General features: G+C 67.3%; 17 protein-coding genes. 3 read left to right on the plus strand and 14 right to left on the minus strand.

Annotation, left to right across the window (positions count from 1 at the left end):
* Window positions 1-93 precede the first annotated feature (93 nt).
* On the plus strand, window positions 94-981 hold the full coding sequence (locus AC27VL_RS07260) for a LysR family transcriptional regulator (RefSeq protein ID WP_100553105.1): 888 nt from the start codon (window positions 94-96) through the stop codon (window positions 979-981).
* Between the two features lie 81 nt (window positions 982-1,062).
* On the opposite strand, the gene AC27VL_RS07265 is transcribed toward AC27VL_RS07260, so the two are convergent.
* The 13 genes from AC27VL_RS07265 to prmB form a co-directional block, all read right to left on the minus strand.
* Window positions 1,063-2,172 (minus strand): toxic anion resistance protein, encoded by a 1,110-nt coding sequence (locus AC27VL_RS07265; protein ID WP_488765924.1) that lies wholly within the window; start codon window positions 2,170-2,172, stop codon window positions 1,063-1,065.
* A gap of 43 nt (window positions 2,173-2,215) precedes the next feature.
* Window positions 2,216-2,914 (minus strand): hypothetical protein, encoded by a 699-nt coding sequence (locus AC27VL_RS07270; RefSeq protein WP_243381817.1) that lies wholly within the window; start codon window positions 2,912-2,914, stop codon window positions 2,216-2,218.
* Window positions 2,915-2,919: 5 nt separating this feature from the next.
* Window positions 2,920-8,292: a DNA repair ATPase gene (locus tag AC27VL_RS07275; protein ID WP_488765925.1), complete on the minus strand. Its 5,373-nt coding sequence runs from the start codon at window positions 8,290-8,292 to the stop codon at window positions 2,920-2,922.
* 82 nt (window positions 8,293-8,374) lie between these two features.
* Window positions 8,375-10,393, minus strand: coding sequence for a flotillin family protein (locus AC27VL_RS07280; RefSeq protein WP_191078760.1), 2,019 nt, complete (start codon window positions 10,391-10,393; stop codon window positions 8,375-8,377).
* On the minus strand, window positions 10,390-11,064 hold the full coding sequence (locus tag AC27VL_RS07285; RefSeq protein WP_089236317.1) for a DUF1449 family protein: 675 nt from the start codon (window positions 11,062-11,064) through the stop codon (window positions 10,390-10,392). The genes AC27VL_RS07280 and AC27VL_RS07285 overlap by 4 nt, the downstream gene beginning before the upstream one ends.
* Before the next feature lie 168 nt (window positions 11,065-11,232).
* The gene (locus AC27VL_RS07290; RefSeq protein ID WP_100553111.1) at window positions 11,233-11,889 is read right to left on the minus strand and encodes a phosphoribosylanthranilate isomerase; all 657 of its coding nucleotides are present in this window, start codon (window positions 11,887-11,889) and stop codon (window positions 11,233-11,235) included.
* A complete protein-coding gene (truA, locus tag AC27VL_RS07295) occupies window positions 11,886-12,656 on the minus strand; it encodes a tRNA pseudouridine(38-40) synthase TruA (protein ID WP_089236319.1) in 771 nt (256 codons plus the stop codon). The genes AC27VL_RS07290 and truA overlap by 4 nt, the downstream gene beginning before the upstream one ends.
* A gap of 32 nt (window positions 12,657-12,688) precedes the next feature.
* Window positions 12,689-13,048 carry a VOC family protein gene (locus AC27VL_RS07300; RefSeq protein WP_100553112.1) on the minus strand — a complete coding sequence of 120 codons (360 nt, stop codon included), beginning with the start codon at window positions 13,046-13,048 and terminating at the stop codon, window positions 12,689-12,691.
* Window positions 13,045-15,057 carry a FimV/HubP family polar landmark protein gene (locus AC27VL_RS07305; RefSeq protein WP_488765926.1) on the minus strand — a complete coding sequence of 671 codons (2,013 nt, stop codon included), beginning with the start codon at window positions 15,055-15,057 and terminating at the stop codon, window positions 13,045-13,047. The genes AC27VL_RS07300 and AC27VL_RS07305 overlap by 4 nt, the downstream gene beginning before the upstream one ends.
* Before the next feature lie 130 nt (window positions 15,058-15,187).
* Window positions 15,188-16,216, minus strand: a complete 1,029-nt coding sequence (locus AC27VL_RS07310) for an aspartate-semialdehyde dehydrogenase (RefSeq protein WP_089236322.1) — start codon at window positions 16,214-16,216, stop codon at window positions 15,188-15,190.
* 90 nt (window positions 16,217-16,306) lie between these two features.
* Window positions 16,307-17,344, minus strand: a complete 1,038-nt coding sequence (locus AC27VL_RS07315) for a 2-hydroxyacid dehydrogenase (protein WP_488765927.1) — start codon at window positions 17,342-17,344, stop codon at window positions 16,307-16,309.
* Window positions 17,337-18,440 carry a chorismate synthase gene (aroC, locus tag AC27VL_RS07320; protein WP_100461071.1) on the minus strand — a complete coding sequence of 368 codons (1,104 nt, stop codon included), beginning with the start codon at window positions 18,438-18,440 and terminating at the stop codon, window positions 17,337-17,339. Before aroC ends, AC27VL_RS07315 begins: the two co-directional genes overlap by 8 nt.
* The gene (gene prmB / locus AC27VL_RS07325; RefSeq protein ID WP_488765928.1) at window positions 18,437-19,366 is read right to left on the minus strand and encodes a 50S ribosomal protein L3 N(5)-glutamine methyltransferase; all 930 of its coding nucleotides are present in this window, start codon (window positions 19,364-19,366) and stop codon (window positions 18,437-18,439) included. Before prmB ends, aroC begins: the two co-directional genes overlap by 4 nt.
* 123 nt (window positions 19,367-19,489) lie before the next feature.
* Here prmB and AC27VL_RS07330 point away from each other — a divergent pair, with 123 nt between their 5' ends.
* Window positions 19,490-20,140 (plus strand): SCO family protein, encoded by a 651-nt coding sequence (locus AC27VL_RS07330; RefSeq protein ID WP_025876141.1) that lies wholly within the window; start codon window positions 19,490-19,492, stop codon window positions 20,138-20,140.
* Complete coding sequence (asd, locus tag AC27VL_RS07335) at window positions 20,137-20,979, plus strand: archaetidylserine decarboxylase (RefSeq protein WP_488765929.1); 843 nt, start codon at window positions 20,137-20,139, stop codon at window positions 20,977-20,979. The genes AC27VL_RS07330 and asd overlap by 4 nt, the downstream gene beginning before the upstream one ends.
* 113 nt (window positions 20,980-21,092) lie before the next feature.
* Here asd and AC27VL_RS07340 read toward each other — a convergent pair whose 3' ends face one another.
* Window positions 21,093-21,440, minus strand: a complete 348-nt coding sequence (locus AC27VL_RS07340; protein ID WP_488765930.1) for a ribonuclease E inhibitor RraB — start codon at window positions 21,438-21,440, stop codon at window positions 21,093-21,095.
* Between the last annotated feature and the right edge of the window lie 15 nt (window positions 21,441-21,455).

Genomic DNA, 21,455 nt, shown 5'->3' on the forward strand with positions numbered 1-21,455 from the left:
GACGACCGGTCGTTCAGACAGGTGGATACTCTAGCGCACGGATTGTGTCCGGAAAATGGATATTATCTGGCGCATCCCGTCAGGAAATCTCACATGAGTACGTCACTGCTGCCGCCGCTGAATGCACTGCGGGCATTCGAGGCCACCGCACGCCTGGGCGGCGTTGGCCGCGCTGCACAGGCCCTGCATGTGACCCATGGCGCGATCAGCCGCCAGCTGAAGCTGCTGGAAGACCATCTGGGCCTGGCCCTGTTCCAGCGTGCAGGCCGCGGCCTGCGCCTCACCGCCGCCGGCACCCGCCTGCAGGAAGCCTGCAGCGATGCCTTCAGCGGCATCGAGGACTGCGTGCGCGCATTGCAGCGGCCAGCTGCTTCGCCGGCGCTGGTGCTGGGGTGCAGCGGCAGCGTGCTGGCGCGCTGGATGATTCCGCGGCTGCCGGCCCTGCAGGCGGCCCTGCCCGGCGTGCACCTGCAGTGGTCGGCCCTGGATGGCAGCTTCACCGAGACGCAGGCCACCCTGGATGCGGTGCTGCTGCTGGCGCAGGGGCCGTGGCCGCGCGGCTGGCAGGTACGCGAATTGGCACCGGAACGGGTGGGCGTGGTGGTGGCGCCCTCGCACCCGGCGGCGCATCGGCTGCGCCACGTGCCGCCGTCGGCCCTGCTGCAGGAAACGCTGTTGCATACCAGTTCGCGGCCGCAAGCGTGGCCGGCGTGGGCGCAGGCACATGATCTGGATCCAGGCCAGCTGCAACTGGGCACCGGCTTCGAACACCTGTACTACCTGCTGGAAGCGGCGGTGGCGGGACTGGGCCCGGCGATCGCGCCCGAGCCGCTGGTGGCAGAGGATCTGGCCGCGGGGCGGCTGCTGGCACCGTGGGGGTTTGCCGCGACCGGCGGATTCTGGGTGCTGGCGCGGCCGGACGGTCCTGTCGATGCGCGCGTGGACGCGCTGGCGGACTGGGTGGTTGGGCAGTTGCGTTGAGTAGTAAGGCCGAGCGCGGGCTCGGCTCTACAGAAGGACCAACCGGCAGCGATCGAGCACGCTCGATGCTGCCAAGCGCTGTCAGGGTGCCGTCGGCGCCGCCAGGCGTTGCTGCAGATCCTCGCGCAGGCGCGACAACTCGACTTCGGCCTGCTGACGCTGCTGCATGCCCTCGCGATGGATGCTGCGCACCTCTTCGACCGTGGCGATCAGCTGATCGTGCACGTGGCGCAGAGTCGCCACGTCGATCACGCCGCGCTGGTTGCTGCGTGCGGTGTCCACCGAGGCCTGGCGCATCAGATCGGCATTGCGTCGCATCAGCTCATTGGTCGCATCATCGATCGCATTGGCCAGTTCGGCCGCGTTCTTCTGCTCGCCCAGCGACAACTGGATCGCGAACTGACGCTTCCACGATGGGATGGTGATGTCGCGGACGGTGTTGAACTTCTCGATCAGCTGCAGCGCATTGGCCTGGATCAGGCGGATCATCGGCAACGACTGATCAGCCGCATGCTGCATCAGCTGCAGGTCGGAAACGCGCTTCTCGATCAGGCGGATCGCATTGTCGATCTCGCTCTGACGGATGCGCTGCTGCGGATCTTCGCTGCCCTGCCCCAGCAACTGCTCGGACTGCAGCTGGGCCAGGCGCTGCTTGCCGGCAGCGGCATACAGGCCCAGGGCGTGACGCTCCTCGCGGACGATGTCGTGCATGCGGTCGAAATCGCTCACCCGCTTGCCCATCAGCGCCTGTTGCGCGCCGACGTCGCCGAGCAGCTGTTCGATCTGCGAATTGGTATCGCTGAACTTCTGCACCAGTTCGCCCTTGGAGGAGCGCAGGCGATCGATCAGGCCACCGATCAGCGGCACCTTCGAGCGTTGGGAAAAACCATCCAGCTTGAGCTCGCGCGCGATGCGTACCACTTCGCCGAGCTTCTCGCCGTTGGCGTCGAGGTCACGATTGCGCACCTGGTCCAGCAACTGGCTGGAGAAGGCCGTCGTCCGTGCGGCGGCTTCACGGCCGAACACCTGCAGGTTGCCTGGGCGCAGATCTTCCAGCTCGCGGCCGATTTCGGCGATGCGCGGCAGGTCGTCGCGGACCAGGCCGAGGGCCTTCAACGTGCTGTCATCAAGTTCCGGAGCAGGCGTGGTGGCGGGCACGAGCGTGCCGGAGTTCTGGCTGTCCTGGGTCATCGGGCAGTGTCCTTGCGGTGGATATGCGGCAGCGGCGGCCGGCTCAGGGCAGTCTAGCCTGAGCAGCGGCCACTTCGTCGTCGATCTGGGCCTGCAGCGTGGCTGCCTGCGCGGCCTGCGCAGCCTGGGCCTGTGCCTGGCCAGCCAGCGCGGCTTGGCGCCAGGCCGGCAGCAGGACATCGTGGATGCGGACGAAGCGCTGCAGCAGGGCTTCGTCCTGCTCCTGCAGCAGCTGCCATTGCCCGCTTTCGATGCGCCGCAGCGTGGCCAGCCGCTGCAGGTGGTCCACACGCGGCGCCAGCGCGGCCTGCGCAGCGCCTTCCAGGCTCGCCAACTGCGCGGCGCCGAACGTGGCCCAGGCCTCCAACGCGGCGGCAGCCGCGTCGTTGTCGATGATGGTCTGGGCACGCTGCTGCACACGCTGGGCGAGACCCTGTGCCTGCTCGCGTGCCTGCAGCACCAGCACGCCCAGCTGCGCCTGCAGCTCCTGCGCCTGCGCTTGGCGTGCAACGTCGCGGCCGAGCAGGCGCCCCCACCAGCTCTCCTGCCGCCGCAGGCGCGCAGGATCACTGGCCTGCAGGGCCAAGGCGATCCGCGCCAGCGCAGCCACCAGTCCTTCGCCGCCCGCGTCGGCCTGCAACGGTGCCGGCTCGGCCAGTACCTGCAGCAAGGGGCTGCCGTACACGGCCAGCGCGGCCACATCGACGCGCGCAGGAAGCGTGGGTTCGGGCAGGGAGCGCACGCAGGTCACGGCAGTGGCGGCGGCCGTGGGCCGTCATCAGCCATCGTTTCCGGCGGCAATGACTCACCGTAGAAGTGGCGCATCAGCGCTTCGTCCAGCGCACGTTCTTCCGGAGTCGCTGCACGACGCACGCGCGGGCGACGACGCGAGTCGGTCGTGGCCACATCGGTCGTTACCTGCTGCCGTGCCCACCCGGCAAACGCCGCCAACGTCTGCGACAGCTGCACCTGCTGTTCCTGCGAGGCGACCAGCAGCTGCAGCAGCGGTGCCAGACCGGCCTGCAGGTCTTCGGCCAATGGCGTGGCTGCGGGCTGCGGCGCCGCAGCCGCCGGCGCGCTGGCCGGCCGTGCATCCGCCAGGCGCTGCAGTGCCGCCAGCAGGGCCGGCCATGGTGCAGGCTCGGGTGCGGCGGCTACCTCCGCCGGCGCTGGCGGCAGCTGCAACGCGCTGGCGATGTCGGCCAGCTGCGCGACCACGCGCCCACCAACATCGCTGTCACCGGCGCCCATCGCCTTGTTGCGCAGGAAATCGCGCTTGATCTGCGCCCAGCGTTGCGCGCGCTCGTCATCCAGTACGCCACGCAGCTCGGCCAGCTTCAGCAGATTTTCTTCGGCACCGGTGGTCAGCAGCTGCGCTTCGCCCAGGTAGTGATCGGAGATCAACTGCTGCAGCTCGTCGTCATTCATCACCGGCGAAATCTTCTCCGCCAGCTTGTTCATGTTGCGGTAGCTGCCCTGCAGGCGGAACGGCGGCTCGGTGCGATAGCGGTCGTCCTGTGCGGCGCTGGCGATGTACTGCTGGTTGACCCTGTAGACCACGTCGCGCACGCGCAGCATGCGCTGCAGGGTGGCGGTGATCTCGTTGACCTCGGCGCCACTGTAGGCATGGCTCAGGCCGTTGCTGGACACGTCCTTGCCCATCGCGCGGTCGACCAGCAGGTACAGGTCGGCCATCTCACGCGTGGCCAGCGGCGCCAGTACCGGATTGGAGGTCAGGCTGTTCTCGATGTAGCTGAGGGTGAAGGCCGCTTCCATGCCGCCGAGCACGTCGCCGAGGTTGTAGATGTCGGCACGGTTGGCCAGCATGTCCGGGATCTTGAACACTTCGCCGGACTCGGTGTACGGGTTGCCGGCCATGACCACGCAGAACTTCTTGCCACGCATGTCGTAGGTGCGCGTACGGCCGCGCCACACGCCTTCGATGCGACGCGTGCCATCGCACAGCGAGATGAACTTCTGCAGGAACTCCGGGTGGGTGTGCTGGATGTCATCGACATACAGCATGGTGTTGTTGCCCATCTCCAGCGCCAGGTTGAGCTTCTCCAGTTCCTGCCGCGAGGTCGCGTCCGGCGCCTGCTGCGGATCCAGCGACCGCACTTCGTGGCCCAGTGCGGGGCCGTTGATCTTCATGAAGACCAGGCCGAGGCGATGCGCTACGTACTCCATCAACGTGGTTTTGCCGTAGCCCGGCGGCGAGATCATCATCAGCAGGCCCATCAGGTCGCTGCGCTTGTTCTCGCCAACAGTGCCCATCTGCTTGGCCAGGTTGTCGCCGATCACGCCGAGATACACGTCGTTGATCAGCTTGTTGCGCACGAAGGACGACAACGGCCGCGCCTTGAACTCCGACAGCCGCAGGGTTTCGCGCTCGCGGCCGATGATGCCCTGGCGCACCGCCTGATAGGCATGGAATGCTGGAACGAAGGACTGCAGGTGGTGCTGCATTCGTGCCAGGAAATCGTCCAGCGACACGGTCAGGCTGCCGTTGTGGATGCGGGCATGCTCGCCCAGCAGGCCACTGACCTCCGCCTGCAGCGGTACATCGGTGGCACGCGTGCGCAGCTGTCGCTGCACCAGCAGCAGTGCCGCTGCTTCTTCGACATAACCGGCGTGCGCCGACTGTGCCGGCAGCCCGGCGAGCGCCCGCAGCCATTGCCCGGCCAACGCCCAGCGCGTGGCAAGCGGATCCTGCGAGCGCTGCAGCGCACGCTCAAGCGCATCCCGTTGGCCGGCCTGCTCCAGCTGCTGCGACAGCGCGTCCAGCAGTGCCTGCGCGTGGCGGCTGCTGCTGAACACCGGCTCGCCGGCGACCAGTTCTTCGCCCAGATACGCCGCTGCAGCATCGGCGGCGGCGGCGTCGAACGGCAATGCATGGGTCTGTGCATAGTCATGCAGCGCCTTCGCCATTTCCGCGCGCAGCGCCTGACGTCCCTCATCGGAACCGAACAGGCGCGCGATGGCCTCCGCGCCGGCCTGCCGGCCGGGCCACTGCGCCACGGATTCATCGCGTTGCCGCGCGGCCCAGAACAGCAGCGCCAACGCACGCACGTGGGGCGAATGCCGCAGCGGGCCGGCGGCCTGCTGCAACGGCAACAGCGCGCGCAGGATCAGGGCGGCGTCATGGTCATGGATACCGCGCTCGTACCCCTCGCGGTAACGGGGCGCGGCAAACGCGCGGACCCGCTGGTCCAGCGCTTCGGGTTCGGCCGCATCGTGCTGCAGCTGGGCCAGGTCCAGGCCATCCCGGCCCTCCTCCGCAGCCAGCAACAGGCACCCGGCCAGGTATTCGCCGCGGTAGATCGCTGCCGATTCCGAATCCAGGGTGACCTGCCAGAACGGCTTCAGCGCATCCAGCTCGGGATCGTGCAGGGTCTCCAGGAAGTCAGTGCCGGTGAGATGGATGGCAAGGGTTTCGCCACGCGGCAGCAGGGTCAGGTCCAGCGCCTGGGTGTTCACGCTGAATCGATGGCGCGGACCAAGGCGGACCACGTTGCCGCCGGCCTCGTACAGGTCGCTGCGGTCACGCAGCTGGCGCACGGCCTGGTCGCGCACGCCCTTCAGGCGCGCCTCGACATCGTCGGCCTTGACGTTGTCGCGCAGCGCACGCAGGCGTTCGGCCAGTTCACGCAGCTTGAGGATCAGCGGATCACCGGCGAAGAACGCATTGAGTTCGTCGGCCGTGCCGAACCGCTCGGTACGCTTGCCCAGGCCGTCGAGGATGCGGTTGGCAGCATCAAGCACCGAGCGCGCCTTGCGCTGGCGATCATCCAGCAGGGCCTGCTTGTGGGTGTCGAAGGCCTCGACCAGCTCTTCGCGTTTGCTCAGGATGTCGCCTAGGAACTGCTCATGCTCGCCGAACTGGCTCTCCAGTTCTTCCAGCTGTACCAGCAGGCGCGACAGCTGTTCGTCGGCACGCTCAGGATCGCTGGCCATCGCCAGCGCGCTGGTGATCGATTGCGAGAACAGGGCGAACTGGGCGGCGAACTGGGCCACAGCTTCGGCCGAGCCCAGCGACCTTCGCCGCTGTTCGGCGCGCGTGCGCGCCTGGTTCAAGCGCCCGTACAGCAGCGAGATGGATTCGACCACGCGGGTGCGCGCGGTCGCATCGTCGACCTTCAGCCCGGCCATCAGCTCGGACAGCATGTCCAGATCACCGGCCATGTCGCGCAGGCCGTCCAGCTGCTCATCCAGCTGGCGTGCACTGGCGGCCTGCTGTGCGGCCTCGTCCAGCGCCTGCATGCGGGCGGTCAAGGGCGCCAGTGCCGCATCGCCGGCGAGGAAGGCACCGGTGGCGGCGCCGACGCGGTCGTGCGCCTGTACCAGCTCGGCAGCCATGGCCTCGATGCGCGCGGTATCGATGTAGCGCAGTTCGCGGATGGTCAGCAGGCGACCGCGCAGCGCGGTGATCGCGTTGAGCGCTTCGACGAAGGCCTGCACCTCGTTCCAGTTTTCCGGCTGCAGCCGGCCCAGCAGCGCCTTGTGCGTGCTCTCGGCCTCGGCCATCGCCTGCGCCGACTGCTGGCGGATCGACTGCACTTTCTCGTATTCGTCCAGCACCGACTCGCCGGTGGCGCTGATCTGCCGCAGCAACGCTTCGGCACCATCACACGCCTCGTCGCCCAGCCAATGATGGGCATCGAAAAGCCGCCGGGTGTCGGCCACCAGACGCTGGTAGCGCTGCACCGATACATCCTGGCCATCGATCTCGCGCGCCAGGTTGAACAGGTTGGAGATGCCACGCACCAGCTCGGCGTTGCCGATGCGCCCCATGAAGGTATTGCCGGGCGGACGGCTGGCGGCGAACTCATCGCTGCTGAAAGGCGTCTGCCAGACCTGCATCGGATGGATACGGGTCGGCTCGGTGCCTTCGGCATGGAACAGCACCATGCGCCCATCCTGCATGAAGGCATAGCCGTGGCCGAAGACCGGGTTCTGCAGCACGCGCTGGATGGTGTTGTAGACGAACAGCGCCGAGCGCCCGCCTTCGCGCTCGTAGAAGATGTACAGCACGTCCTCGCCGTTGGGCGAACGGATGCTGCGCTTGAACTGCATGCCATCCATCGAGGCGTCGAACGCCTTGTGCTCGCCACCCTGCAGGTAATAGCCGCCGGGGAAGATGATGCCGTGGTCTTCGGGCAGCTGCACGCAGGCCTGGACGATGGCATCGTTGCGCACGATGTCACCGGTGAGCGTGTTGTAGATCAGTCCGCGCCATTCGGTTTCGCGGTAGGGCAGCACTTTCAGCAGCACCAGCGAGCCGACACGGGCAAACTCGAACTGCGCGTCGTCGAGCGACTGCGTGCTGTCTTCCACCGGTTCGCTGTAGATGCCCTGCCCGGTTTCGGTGTTGTTCTCCACCTTGATGGTCAGATCACCACCGGTGGTTTCCACGAACAGGGTATCGAGGATGTTCAGATGCGAGTGGCGGCCGTTGACAGCAAGGTCGCGCGTGGCGCGGGTCCATTCGAAATCGAACGGCGGTGGCAAGGCGATGTCACGCTCGCCACGTGCATCGAGATAGGTCAGTTCACCTTCGCGTGACAGCGCCCAGCGGAACACGCGCACGTCGCTGCTGCGCTCGCCGATCTGGAACGAGGCCAGCAGCTTGTCGCCCACCACGATCAGCTGCAGCAGGCGCGCGTGCTTGTAGTACGCGTACAGCTCGTTGAAGTCATGCACGAAGCCGGGCTGGTCGAGGAAACTGCCCTTCAGCTCCAGCGCGGCGACGTCGTAGCCCTCGTTGCCCTGTACCAGCCGGTACAGGCCGAACACATCTTCGATGCGGGTCTGGGTCTTCAGCCCGATGAACACGTTGTAGCCGAACAGCAGGCGGTCCGGGCCGACCTGGACGATGTCGCGGCCGACGCAGTTGTTCTCGCTACGGATGCGGAAGCGGCCGACCACCTCCAGGCGGCTGTCGCCGAACTCGGCCAGGCGCTGGCGGTTCAGCTGCTCGGCAACGGCCTGCAGGCGCTGGCCCTGTTCGCCAAGACGGCGCCGCAGGACTTCATAGGCGCCGCCCTGGGCAACGGCCTGGTCGACGGTATCGCCGGCAGCCTCTGGCACGACGGACTCGGTGGACGGTTTGGTTTCGGACATCTGCAGGTTTCCGGCTCACGGACGGCCGGCCGTCGATGCGGCCGGCACGGGTGGGCGATGGCGATGGCCATCGCCGGGTGGATCAGCGCGCGCTGTCGACCACAACGGTCGCCGCGACGGGCACGGTCTCCGCGTCCTCGGCGATCTGTCGCGGCGCGCTGTCGGCCACGTTGACGCCCAGGTAGCGCTGCATCAGGTCCTGCACGATCGGACTCTTGCCGGCGAAGCCTTCGATCGACTTGCCCAGCGAAACCGCCTTGATCAGGTTTTCGAACATGCCGCCGTCTCCACCGATCAGGTCGATGTCGGCATTGCGCAGTGCGCTGGCGATCACGCCCGCGTTCTCGCGCGAGACTTCCTTGCCGGCTTCGATCGAAGCCAGGGCCTGCTTGAGGCTGTTGTCGAGCATCATGCGGAACTCTTCGTGGCCACGTGCCTGGTCGCTCAGCGAGGCGATCGCTTCGAACTTGCGGACCAGGCCTTCGGCTTCGGCCAGCAGCTTCTTCTGCACCACGCCGGCTTCGGCATTGCCCAGCGATTCGGTAGCCGTGGCGCGGGCCAGGCCCATCTTCTCTTCGCCCTGTGCCTGTGCCTGCAGCGTCTCGGCCAGCACGCGCGCCTCGTTGCTGCCCTGCTTCAGGTTCGCTTCGGCCTTGGCTTCGATCACGCGTGCTTCGGCGATGCCGACCTTCTCGATGGCCAGCGCCGACGCTTCGCGTACCTGCGCTTCGGCAAGACCCGGTGCGGCCTGCTCGGCGCGGAACGCATCGGCCAGCAGACGCTTGGCTTCGGCCTGCTTGCCGGCCGCTTCGTGCTCGGCCTGCGCCAGCGTGGTCAGCTCCACAGCACGATGCTTGGACGCGGTCTCGCGGGCCTGCGCTTCCTTCACTTCGCGCACCAGCGATTCCTGCGCCTTCGCCTCAGCTTCCAGGATCAGCACCTGCTTCTGGCGGTCGGCCTCGGAGACTTCGCGCACTTCCTTGATGCGCTCTTCTTCCTGCGCCACGGTCTTGTCGATGGAGATGCGTTCGCGGGTGATGTTGGCCACGTCCATCTTGCCCTGCTCGACCACCTTGTCACGTTCCACGCCCTGCAGCTGCACTTCGCGATCGGTGGTGACCTGCTCCAGCTGGCGTGCACGTTCGACGCGCTCGGCTTCGATGGCCACGGCGCGTTGGCGGTTCTGTTCGGCTACTTCGACTTCGCGCATGCGGTTCTGCTCGCGGATGTCGATCACCTGCTGCGCTTCGATGCGGGCGTTCTCGGACAGCTGGCGCTGCTCTTCCTGCACCTTGGCGGTCTCGGCTTCCTCGCGCGCACGGATGGTTTCGATCTCGCGCTTCTGCCGTGCCTCGGCCTCGGCCTGCTGCCGTTCAAGCGCCAGCAACGCTTCGCGCGCTTCGACGTTCTTCTTGGTGATGGCCAGCTTCTCGTTCTGCTCCAGCTCGTTGGTCACCACGTTCTGCGCAGCGGTCAGCTCGGTGATCTTGCGGATGCCCTGCGCGTCGAGGATGTTGAACTGGTCCAGCAGCGATTTCGGCGTCTGCTCGAGGTAGTCGATGGCCACGTCTTCCAGCACATAACCATTGAGGTCATTGCCGATCACCGCGATGATCTCGTCGCGGAATTCCTGGCGCTTCTCGAACAGCTCGGTGAAGTCGAACTTCTTGCCGACCGTCTTCAGTGCTTCGGAGAACTTGGCGTTGAACAGCTCATCGACCGCGTGTTTGTCCGAGGCGCGATCAGCGCCGATGGCCTTGGCCACGCGCAGCACGTCGGCCTGGGTCTCGTTGACGCGCAGGTAGAACGCCACGGCGATGTCGGCGCGCATGTTGTCACGGCAGATCAGGCCTTCCTTGCCGCGACGGTCGATCTGCAGGGTGATCAGGCTGATGCGCATCAGCTCGGCGCGGTACAGCACGGGAATGATCAGCGCGCCGGTGAAATGCACTTTCGGGGTCGCACTCATGTCGTTGACGATCAACGCCACGCCCTGGTCGACCTTGCGGTAGAACGCCTTGAACAGGCCGGCCACGCCGAGCAGGAGGGCAAGCACGCAGCCCACGATGAAGAGGAAGGGGAGCACGGAAGCCAACGTCATTGATGATTCTCCTTGTTGCCCGGAAGCAGGTTGTCCTGGAAGTCGAGGGCGACCGCGTCGGCGCGGACCACCCGGTAATGGTGTTGTGCAGCCACGTGCTCGACCAGCACGATGCGCTCGCCACGCTGCAGTTCGATGTCGCTGCGGATCTGCAGGACCAGGCCGGCACCGCCGTCATCGACGGTGGCATGGCCACTGCGTGCGTCGACCTTCGGCGAAGCGACCACGCCAACGCGGCCCAGCAGCGAGGCCTGCGGCACCGGGCGCAGGCGCAGCAGGAAGCGGCGGATGGGACGCAGCAGCAGCGCGGTGACCGGCACGGCCGGCAGTGGTGCGAGCACCGCCACCACGGTGCCCAATGACCAGCGCAGCAGGTCGGGCAACGGCAGCAGCAGGTACAGATGGATGAAGTAGGTGAGGGTCCAGGCGAACAGGCTCAGCAGCGTCACCACCACCATGAGCGGCACACCGCCCAGCCCCCAGCGCGCCAGCAGGGCGGACAGACCGCTGAGATGGGCGTCGCCTTCGAGGGCGCCGTCGGCACCGGCCTCGCCGAAACCGTCATCGACCAGGCCGAAGGCGGCAATCCCCCAATACAGAACCGCCACCGCCAGCGCGACGCTGTACGGGAGGGTCGGATAACCGAGCACGACGGTCAGAAATTCCTGCATCGTTTGCCTTCCTGGGCTGGGGCGCCAAGCGCCCGTTCGGAGCACGCCAACAGCGGCTCCGTCGATCCTCGTGCCGGCCCTCATGGCCAGCACGCTTGGGATCATCCTATGTGAAGAAGGTGTGCAGGCTCAAATGTGAAGGCCGGACACGCCAGAACCGACCACGACTCAATCCAGCACGGCGCAATCGGAGCGGCGGACTTCTTCCACGAACGTGCGCATCTTGTAGCCGTCCTTGATGCCCGGCTCCAGTTCGATGCCACTGGACACATCCACGCCCCACGGCAGGGTCGCCAGCACGGCGTCGTACACGTTTTCGGGGGTCAGGCCACCGGCCAGCAGGAACGGACGATGCAGTCCGGTCGGCACGCGCGACCAGTCGAAGGCCACGCCGGTACCGCCGCCGCCGCCCGGGGCATGGCTGTCGAACAGGAAACCGGCGGCGCTGGGGTAGCGCAGCTGCAGGGTGCGCGCATTGATCTCCTCACGCCCGCCCATGGCGATCGCCTTCAGGTACGGCATGTTGAAGCTGCGGCAGAAGCTTTCGTCTTCCTCGCCATGGAACTGCAGCAGGGTCGGCCGCACGGTGCGCAGCACCTCACGCACTTCTTCCTTGCTGTTGTTGCGGAACAGCGCCACCACGTCGACCATCGGTGCGATCGCCTGGCGCATCGCGCGCGCTTCGGCCGGTGCGACCCGGCGGCTGCTCTCGCGGGCGAAAATGAAGCCCACCGCGTCCACGCCCAGCTCGCCGGCCAGGCGCACGTCGCCGGCGCGGGTCATGCCACAGAACTTGATGCGGGTACGGTAGTAGGAGCGGCTCATAGCGTTACCTCGGCGGGCAGATGCCAGTTGTCGGGGTACAGCGGCCCCAGGAACACCAGTCCCTGCGGAGGAGCGGTGGGACCGGCTACGGTTCGGTCGCGCCCGGCCAGCAGTTCGGCGATCCACTCCACCGGTTTCTCCCCACTGCCAACCAGAATCAACGAGCCGACAATATTGCGGACCATGTGATGAAGGAATGCATTGCCACGCACCGCCACCTCGATGACGTCGTCGTGGCGGCTGACCTGCAGCGACTGCAGTTCACGCCGCGCATGCAGGGCCTGGCACTGGACGGAGCGGAAGGCGCTGAAGTCGTTCTCGCCCAGCAGGGCCTGCCCGGCCAGGTGCATGCGCTCGGCATCGAGCGGACGGCGCTCCCAGCTGAGGGTCTGCCGACCCAGCGCCGGGCGTACCTCGCGGTTGAGCAGGCGGTAGCGGTAGCGTCGTGCCCGCGCGGAGAAACGGGCATGGAAGTCATCGGCCACCGGCACGCACCAGCGCACCGCGATCGAACGCGGCAGGCGGGTGGTGGTGCCGAGCATCCAGGCGCGCGGATCACGCACCACGTCGGTCTCGAAGTGCACGACCTGGCACTGGCCATGCACGCCGGCATCGGTGCGGCCGGCGCAGACCACCTGCAAGGGGGTATCGGCCACCGATGACAGGGCCTGTTCCAGGCTGGCCTGGACACTGGGTCCGCCCTCGCCCAGGTTCTGCCATCCCCTGAAATCGCTGCCGTCGTACTCGACGCCGAGCGCGTAACGCATGTGCTACCTCGATGTTGCGGGTGGGGCGGCGCTCAGGCCGGGTCGCGCTCGGACCAGACCGCCAGTTCATTGCCACCGGGCTCGACGAACTGGAAACGGCTGCCGCCGGGAAAAGAGAACACGGTTCGCACGATCTCGCCACCGGCCGCGCGCACCGCCGCTTCCATCGGCGCCAGCTGGTCGGCATACAGCACCAGCAGTGGCGCGCCTTCGCTGGCACGCTGCGGTTGGCCGCGGAAGAAGCCTCCCTGCAGGCGGCCGTCATCGAAGGCGGTGTAGTCGCTGCCGTAATCGACAAACGACCAGCCGAACACGTCTTCGAAAAAGACGCGACTCGCAGCCGGGTCGCTCGAGGCGAATTCAACGTAGTCGAGACGGCGTTCGCGGGTCATGGCAGACGGGCCAGCAGTTCGCGGGCCTGCGCCTGGCAATGCAGATCGCCACCTTCGGCCACCTCGTGCAGCAGGGTGCGCGCAGTCTGCGCGTCGCCCAGGTCCAGATAAGCGATGGCCAGTTCCAGCCGTTCCTGGCCGACACGCGGGGTCCAGTCATGGCCACTGTCTGCCGGAGGCACGGCAGCGTCCTCGGTGGCAGCATGGTCGTCGTGCAGGTCGACCGGTCCAGCCGTCCCGTGCTCATGCGGTTCGGCCGGCAGATCGAACACACCGCGGAACTGCGGCTCCTGTTCGGCCTGCAGCGCGTAGTCGGGTACGGCCACCTCGGCGGCCTCGGTCGGCGTGACCGGGGCTGCAGCATCGTCCCAGCGCGGCAGATCGTTCACCGCAGCAGGCAGTTCAGCCAGCGCGTCCTCATCAAGCTCACCCGCCCGCCACTCGGCCGGCGAGGCATCCTCACGGATGTCCGCATCCGGCGCATCATCGTCGGCAGTGCTGGCCCAGGCCGGCATCGCCGGTTCCTGGCGTCCGCCTTCGGCCGCGAAACCCACCCCGGCGTCCTGCTCGGCCAGGGTATCGAGCGCGGCACCTGCCGGCAGCGCTGCGGCCAGGCCGGCGGCATCGTGTTCCTCGCGCAGCGGCGGCAGCGGCGAGGGCTTGCGACGACGCAGCAACCAGGCGCCCAGGGCAACCAGCACCAGCAGCGGCAGGCCCAGCCAGTACCACGGCGTGCCGGCGCCCGGCGCACCCGGCGCCTGTGCCAAGCGCTGCTGCGCGGCGGCCAGGTCATTGTCCTTCATCGCGATCAGTGACTGCTGCTGCTCCTTGAGCTTTTCGAGCTCCGCCACGCGCTGCTTCAGATCGCCGATCTCGGCATCGCGGGTGGCGATGTCCTCCTTGGCCTGGCGCAGTTGTTCGTTGCCCAGCATGTCACCCTCGCTGCCGGCAGTGGTGCCGGTGGTTGTGCCCGCGTGCGCGGCGTCGGACGCCAGCGCCGGAGCGATTTCAAGTCGTGCCCCTGTGGCCGCAGCCGGGGAAGAAACGCTGCCATTGGCCTTGGCCACCGGCATCGGGGCGCCAGCCGGCTGCGGCACGGTGCGTGCCTGTCGCCACTGCGCGGCATGCTCGCGAACCAGCGCGGCGGCCTCGGCCGCATCCACCGCGGCCAGTGCGCTATCGCCCGGCATGCGCAGCACCGCGCCCTGCTTGAGCAGGTTGACGTTGCCTCGGATGAAGGCTTCGGGGTTGGCACGCAACAGCGCGATCATCGCCCGGTCGCGACTGATCTGATTGCCACGGGCCAGCGACCCGGCAATCTGCGAAAGGGTCTGCCCGCGCTGCACGGTCACGCTGCCGTCTGCGGCCAGTGCCGGTGCTGCCGGTGCTGCTGGTGCTGCTGGTGCTGGCGCAGATGCCGCAGCGCGCGGACGCGGTGCAGCAGGTGCAGCAGGTGCAGCCGGTACGGCTGCCGGCGTGGCTGGTGCCGGCTCGGCTGCGGTTGCAGCGGCGGCAGGCGCATCGCGGACGATGGTGTCCGACAGCACGCCGGCCGGCGCGACGATCTCCGGTTCGGCCACGGCCAGTGCACTGGCCGGTGCATCAACCAGCGCCGAGTACTCACGCACCAGCCGACCCTGGCCCCAGTCGGCCTCGACCAGGAAGCTCAGCGACGGTGTTTCCACAGGCGTCTGCGAGGTAACCCGCACCACCGCCCTGCCCTGTGCGTTGCGGGTCAACTCGAACTGCAGCTCGCTGACCAGGCCAGCCGGACGCTGCAGGCCAACGCGCTCGAAGGTGACCGGCGAGGCGAGCGCGACGCGCAGGTTCTCAAGTTCGGATGGATCGGCCGAGATCACCGGGATCTCGGCCAGCAACGGCTGTCCCGGCTTGGACAGGACCCGGATGTCGCCCAGCCCCAGGGCCATGGCCGAACTGCTGACCAGGGCCAGCAGCGCGGCGGAGAGACAGGTGAGCGGACGCCGTGCGCCCTTGGCTCGTTTATTCATGGGCGACACTATAAAGCGTGCGGACCACGGTCCGCACCCATGTAGAGCCGAGCCCATGCTCGGCTGCTTGGGGAGAGCCGAGCATGGGCCCGGCTCTACAGAAAAGGCCGGGCGTTGCCCGGCCTCTCCATCAGCGCGTCTCGGCGGCGACCAGTTCGGCCAGCTGCACCGCGTTCAGGGCAGCCCCCTTGCGCACGTTGTCCGACACGATCCACAGGTTCAGGCCGCGCGGATGCGAAAGGTCCTCGCGGATGCGGCCGACGTACACCGCGTCCGTGCCCGAGGCATGGGTAACCGGCGTCGGGTAGCCACCGGCTTCATGACGATCCACCACCTCGATGCCCGGCGACTGTTCCAGCAACGCGCGCGCTTCGGCCACGGTCACCTTGTCGCGGGTTTCAATCGCCACCGATTCGGAGTGACCGTAGAACACCGGCACACGCACGGCTGTCGGGTTCACCAGGATGCTGTCGTCGCCCAGGATCTTGCGGGTCTCCCAGACCAGCTTCATCTCTTCCTTGGTGAAGCCGTTGTCCAGGAAGTCGTCGATGTGCGGGATCAGGTTGAAGGCGATCTGCACCGGGAAACGCTGCGGATCGATTTCCTGGAAGCTCAACAGCTGGCCGGTCTGCTTGCCCAGTTCTTCCAGCGCCGAACGGCCACCACCGGACACCGACTGGTAGGTGGACACGTTGATGCGCTCGATGCCGTACTTGCGATGCAGCGGTGCCAGCGCGACCAGCATCTGCATGGTCGAGCAGTTCGGGTTGGCGATGATGCCGCGCGGACGGTTGCCGACCTGGTCCGGGTTGACCTCCGACACCACCAGCGGCACGTCGTCGTCGTAACGGAAGGCCGAGGAGTTGTCGATCACCACCGCGCCAGCGGCGGCGAATTTCGGGGCGTATTCCTTGGACACGCTGCCACCGGCCGAGAACAGGGCGATGTCCACGCCACTCGGGTCGAAGGTGGCCAGGTCCTGGATCTTCACCTTGCTGCCGTTGAACTCGACTTCGCCGCCGGCCGATCGCTCGGAAGCGAGCAGGCTCAGGGTGGCGACCGGGAAATCACGCTCGGCCAGGATGGCCAGCATGGTCTCGCCGACCGCACCGGTGGCGCCGACGATGGCGACGTGGAAGCTGCGTTGTGCATTGCTCATGGGGGAACTCTCACGAAAACGGGAAGGGGGAAAACTCACGCACGACAGCTGGGTTCGGGGAGCCTCCTCGGATGGATGCGCGGAGGTTCCCTATCGTTTCCCGCTTTTTTTATCCGAGGAGGCGCGCGCGGCAAGGGCCGCGTCGGCGTTGATCGCGCTTGGCATGCGCGCCGGGCTGCCGTCCAGGCCAAGCCCGGCCAGCAGATTGTCCACGGCCATCTGCACCATGGCCGTGCGCGTGGCCAGCGAGGCGCTGCCGATGTGCGGGGTCAGCACGATGTTGCGCAGGGCCAGCAGTTCCGGCCGCACGTTCGGCTCGCCTTCGTAGACATCCAGGCCAGCCGCGGCCAGGCGACCGTTGGCCAGTGCATCGGCCAGCGCAAGTTCGTCGACGATGCCGCCGCGGGCGATGTTCACCAGCGTGGCCGACGGCTTCATCTTGGCCAACGCCGCAGCGTCGATGATGTGGTGCGAAGCAGTGGTGTACGGCAGTACGGTCAGCAGATGGTCGGACTGCGCCAGCAGCGTGTCCAGATCCACATAGGTCGCACCGAGCGCGGCTTCGGCGTCGGCCGGCAGCCGCGAACGGTTGTGGTACAGCACCTTCATGCCGAAGCCGTGCGCACCGCGCCGGGCGATGCCCTGCCCGATGCGGCCCATGCCGAGGATGCCCAGCGTGCTGCCATGGATGTCGGCACCGAGCATGGTCTGGAACGACCACTGTCCCCATTGGCCCTCGCGCAGCCAGCGCTCGGATTCGGTGATCCGGCGTGCGGTGGCCATCAGCAGGGCGAAACCGAGATCGGCGGTGGTCTCGGTGAGGACGTCCGGGGTGTTGCTGGCGAGGATGCCGGCGGCGCTGAGCGCGTCGACATCCAGATTGTTGTAGCCGACCCCGACATTCGCGATCACCTGCAGCTGCACGGCGTCGGCAACCTGAGCCGCGCCGATGCGCTCGTTGAGGGTGACGATCGCGCCGTCAACGTCAGCCAGCTGCGCGGCGATCTGCTGCGGCGTCCAGGCGGTGACGGTATCGGTGGTGCGCAGCTGCACGCGATCGCGCAGCGGCACGATGGCCGCGTCGATCAGCGGCTGGCTCACCCAGACCGTCGGCCGCGTATCAGCCATCAAGCTGGCCGGGAATGCGCGGAGTGATGGTGCCGACGTCGCCACACTGTGCGCGGTGGCGCAGCGCCTGGTCCATCAGCACCAGTGCCATCATCGCCTCGGCGATGGGTGTGGCGCGGATGCCGACGCAGGGATCATGGCGGCCGGTGGTGACCACCTCCACCACATTGCCGGCCGTATCCAGCGACTCACCCGGCAGGCGCAGGCTGGAGGTCGGCTTGAGCACCATCGAGGCGACCACCGGCTGGCCGGTGGAGATGCCACCGAGAATGCCGCCGGCATGGTTGCTGGCAAACCCCTGCGGGGTCAGCAGGTCACGGTGTTCGGTGCCCTTCTGCATGGCGCTGGCGAAACCGTCGCCGATCTCCACGCCCTTCACCGCGTTGATGCTCATCAGTGCGGCAGCCAGTTCCCCATCGAGCTTGCCGTAGATCGGCTCGCCCCAGCCCGGCGGTACATTGTCGGCGACCACGTCCACGCAGGCACCGACCGAATCACCGGACTTGCGCAGCGCATCCATGTACGCCTCCAGCTCGGGCACCTGTGCGGCATGCGGCCAGAAGAACGGGTTGTCTTCGACCACCGACCAGTCGAAACCGGCCGGGGTGATCTCGCCCAGCTGCGACAGGTAGCCGCGCACGGTGATGCCGAAGCGTTCGGCCAGCCATTTCTTGGCGACCACGCCAGCAGCCACGCGCATGGTGGTCTCGCGCGCCGAGGAACGGCCGCCGCCACGCGGGTCACGGATGCCGTACTTGTGCCAGTAGCTGTAGTCGGCATGCCCCGGACGGAACTGCTGGCCGATGTTGCTGTAGTCCTTGCTGCGCTGATCGGTGTTGCGGATCAGCAGCGCGATCGGGGTGCCGGTGGTCAGGCCCTCGTACACCCCGGACAGGATCTCGATTTCGTCGGCCTCTCGCCGCGCCGAGGTGTGCCGGCTCTTGCCGGTGGCACGGCGCTGCAGGTCATGGCTGAATTCGGCCGCGTCCAGCGCCAGCCCCGGCGGGCAGCCATCGATCACGCAGCCGATGGCCGGCCCGTGCGATTCGCCGAACGTGGTGACGGTGAACAGCTTGCCGAACGAATTGGAGCTCACGAGCGCTGTGCCGCCAGTTCGGTGATGCGTGCGCTGTGGGCGATCAGCTCGCGGCACTCGACCGCGAAGATGCCCATCTGGCCGACCTTGAATTCGACCCAGGCGAAATCGACTTCCGGCAGCAGCTTGATCAGGTGCTGTTCGGATTCGCCCACTTCACAGATCAGCAGGCCGTCCTCGCTCAGGTGCAGCGGCGCGTCGCGCAGGATCTTCAGCACCAGGTCCAGGCCGTCGTCGCCGGCACGCAGGCCCATCTCCGGCTCGTAGGAGTATTCCTGCGGCAGGGCATCGGTCTCGTCGTTGGTGACGTACGGCGGGTTGGTGACGATCAGGTCGTAGTGGCGGCCGGTCAGGCCGTTGAACAGGTCCGACTTCAGCAGGGTCACGTTGTGCGCCTGCAGGCGTTCCTTGTTTTCTTCGGCCAGCGACAGCGCCTCATCGCTGAGGTCCACGCCGTCCACTTCCCAGTTCGGGTAGTAGTGGCCCATGGCGATGGCGATGCAGCCCGAACCGGTGCACAGGTCCAACGCGCGGCTGACGTCGCGGCCAGCCAGCCACGGCTCGAAGCCGCACTCGATCAGCTCAGCGATCGGCGAGCGCGGCACCAGGGCGCGCGTGTCGCTCTTGAAGCTGAGGCCGGCGAACCAGGCTTCACCGGTCAGGTAGGCGGCCGGGATGCGCTCGTCGATACGGCGCTGGAACAGCTCCAGCACCGCCAGCTTCTCTTCGCGCAGCAAGCGCGCCTGGCCGTAGGCCGGGCCGAGGTCGTGCGGCAGGTGCAGGCCGTGCAGCACCAGCTGGGTGGCCTCGTCCAGGGCATTGTCGTAGCTGTGCCCGAAGGTCAGGCCCGCAGCGTTGAAACGGCTGGTGCCGTAGCGGATCAGATCGATGATCGTATGGAGTTCGGCGGCCGTTTCAGCGGTCATGGCGGTACTGCGGGCAAAGTGGCCCCCGATTATAGGGGTTGCCGCCTGCGCCGGCATCCGTTGCGGCAGAAACGATCCAGTCGCAGCCGGTATGATGGTGGCCACTTCCTGCGGCGGAATCCCATGTTCAATCGCAACGTCGGCATCATCCTGCTGATCGCCCTGGCGGCGGGCCTTGGCCTGCTCGCCGCCCAGCAGGTGTTCGCGCCGAAGCCGCCGGCCGGGCAGCCGGCCACCGAAGCGATCACCCTGTACCCGCAGCCGCGCGCCCTGCCCGACTACAACCTGGCCCAGTCCGACGGCACGCGCCTGATTCCCGGCGAGCTGAAGGGCCACTGGACCCTGGTGTTCCTCGGCTTCACCTTCTGCCCGGACGTGTGCCCGACCACCCTGGCCGAGCTGGCCGGTGCGCAGAACCAGTGGGAAGCCCTGCCCGATGGCCTGCGCCCGCGCGTGCTGTTCGTCTCGGTCGACCCGGAGCGCGACACCGCCACCCGCCTCGGCGAGTACGCCCATGGCTTCCACAAGGACACCCTGGCGGCGACCGCCGACATCCCCTCGCTGGAGCGCTTTGCCACCTCGCTGGGCTTCGTGTTCCAGAAGGTACCGGGCAAGCACTTCGACGAGAATCCCGAGGATTACACCCTCGAGCACTCCGCCAGCCTGGCCGTGCTCGATCCGCAGGGCCGGCTTGCCGGCCTGGTGCGGCCCCCGTTCAACGCGCCGGCGATCGCCCGCGACCTGCAGAAGCTGACCGAGAAATCCGCCCCATGAGTCTGACCACCGCCCTGACGTACGTCCTGCCCCACCGCCTGCTGTCCTCGATGGCGCGTTCGCTGGCGTACTCGGACAACCCGCGCGTATCGCGCTGGCTGATCGACACGGTCACCCGCAAATTCAACGTCAACCTGGATGAAGCGGCCAACCCGGACCCGCGCAGCTACGCGACCTTCAATCAGTTCTTCACCCGCGCGCTGAAGCCCGGCGCACGCGTGGCCGATGCCGATCCGCGCAGCCTGGTGATGCCGGCCGATGGCCGCATCAGCCAGCTCGGGAAGATCGACGCCGGCCGCATCTTCCAGGCCAAGGGCCAGTCCTTCACCGCCGCCGAGCTGCTGGGCAGCGCCGAGGATGCCAAGCCGTTCAACGATGGGCTGTATGCCACGGTGTACCTGTCGCCGCGCGACTATCACCGCGTGCACATGCCGTGGACCGGCACCCTGCGCGAAACCGTGCACGTGCCCGGCCGCCTGTTCAGCGTTGGCCCGGCCGCGGTGAACAACGTGCCAGGCCTGTTCGCACGCAACGAACGCCTGGTCTGCCACTTCGACACCAGTTTCGGCCCGATGGTCAGCGTGATGGTCGGTGCGCTGCTGGTGTCGGGCGTGGAAACGGTGTGGAGCGGCGAAGAAATTCCGCATTACGGCGACCGCATCACCCGCAAGGATTACCGGGGCCGCGGCATCACGCTGCAGCGCTTCGAAGAGATGGCGCGCTTCAATTACGGCTCGACCGTGATCGTGCTGCTGCCACCGGGGGTGGCCGAATTCGCCCCGCATCTGGATGCAGAGCATCCGGTGCAGCTGGGCCAGGCACTGGCGAAGCTGCGCTGAGGTTCATGTAGAGCCGAGCCGTGCTGGGCTCACGCTTGGCCAGTAGATCCACGCCATGCGTGGATGGCTTCAACGGAATGCCGGCCAGCGGCCGGCACTACCGGATGCGGGCGTTACTGCAGGGTCGGCGCCGGGCCGACGTCCATGCCGTCGTAGTCTCCCACGCCCATCTGCGTGGCCAGCGCGCTCAGTTCCTGGTTGCGCTTGTCCAGCGAGGTTTCGTCGTGGACTTCCACGCGCTCCACGTGCAGCACGTGGAATGCAGCGTCACCGTCCTCCGGCTCCTGCTCGAACAGTTCCACCAGCACATAGCCCTGCGCCTGCAGGTGGGTGCCCAGTGCCTGCAGCGGCTCGGCGGTGGAGTGCACGAAGAAGTACCCCCACAGCAGCGGGGCATCCAGGTCCCAGTCGGTGTTCTCGCGAAGGTTGGTGAACAGGTTGCGGGTGTCTTCGATGTCCATGCGATATCCAGAGTG

The sequence above is a fragment of the Stenotrophomonas sp. 14P6.2.3 genome (assembly GCF_057799055.1).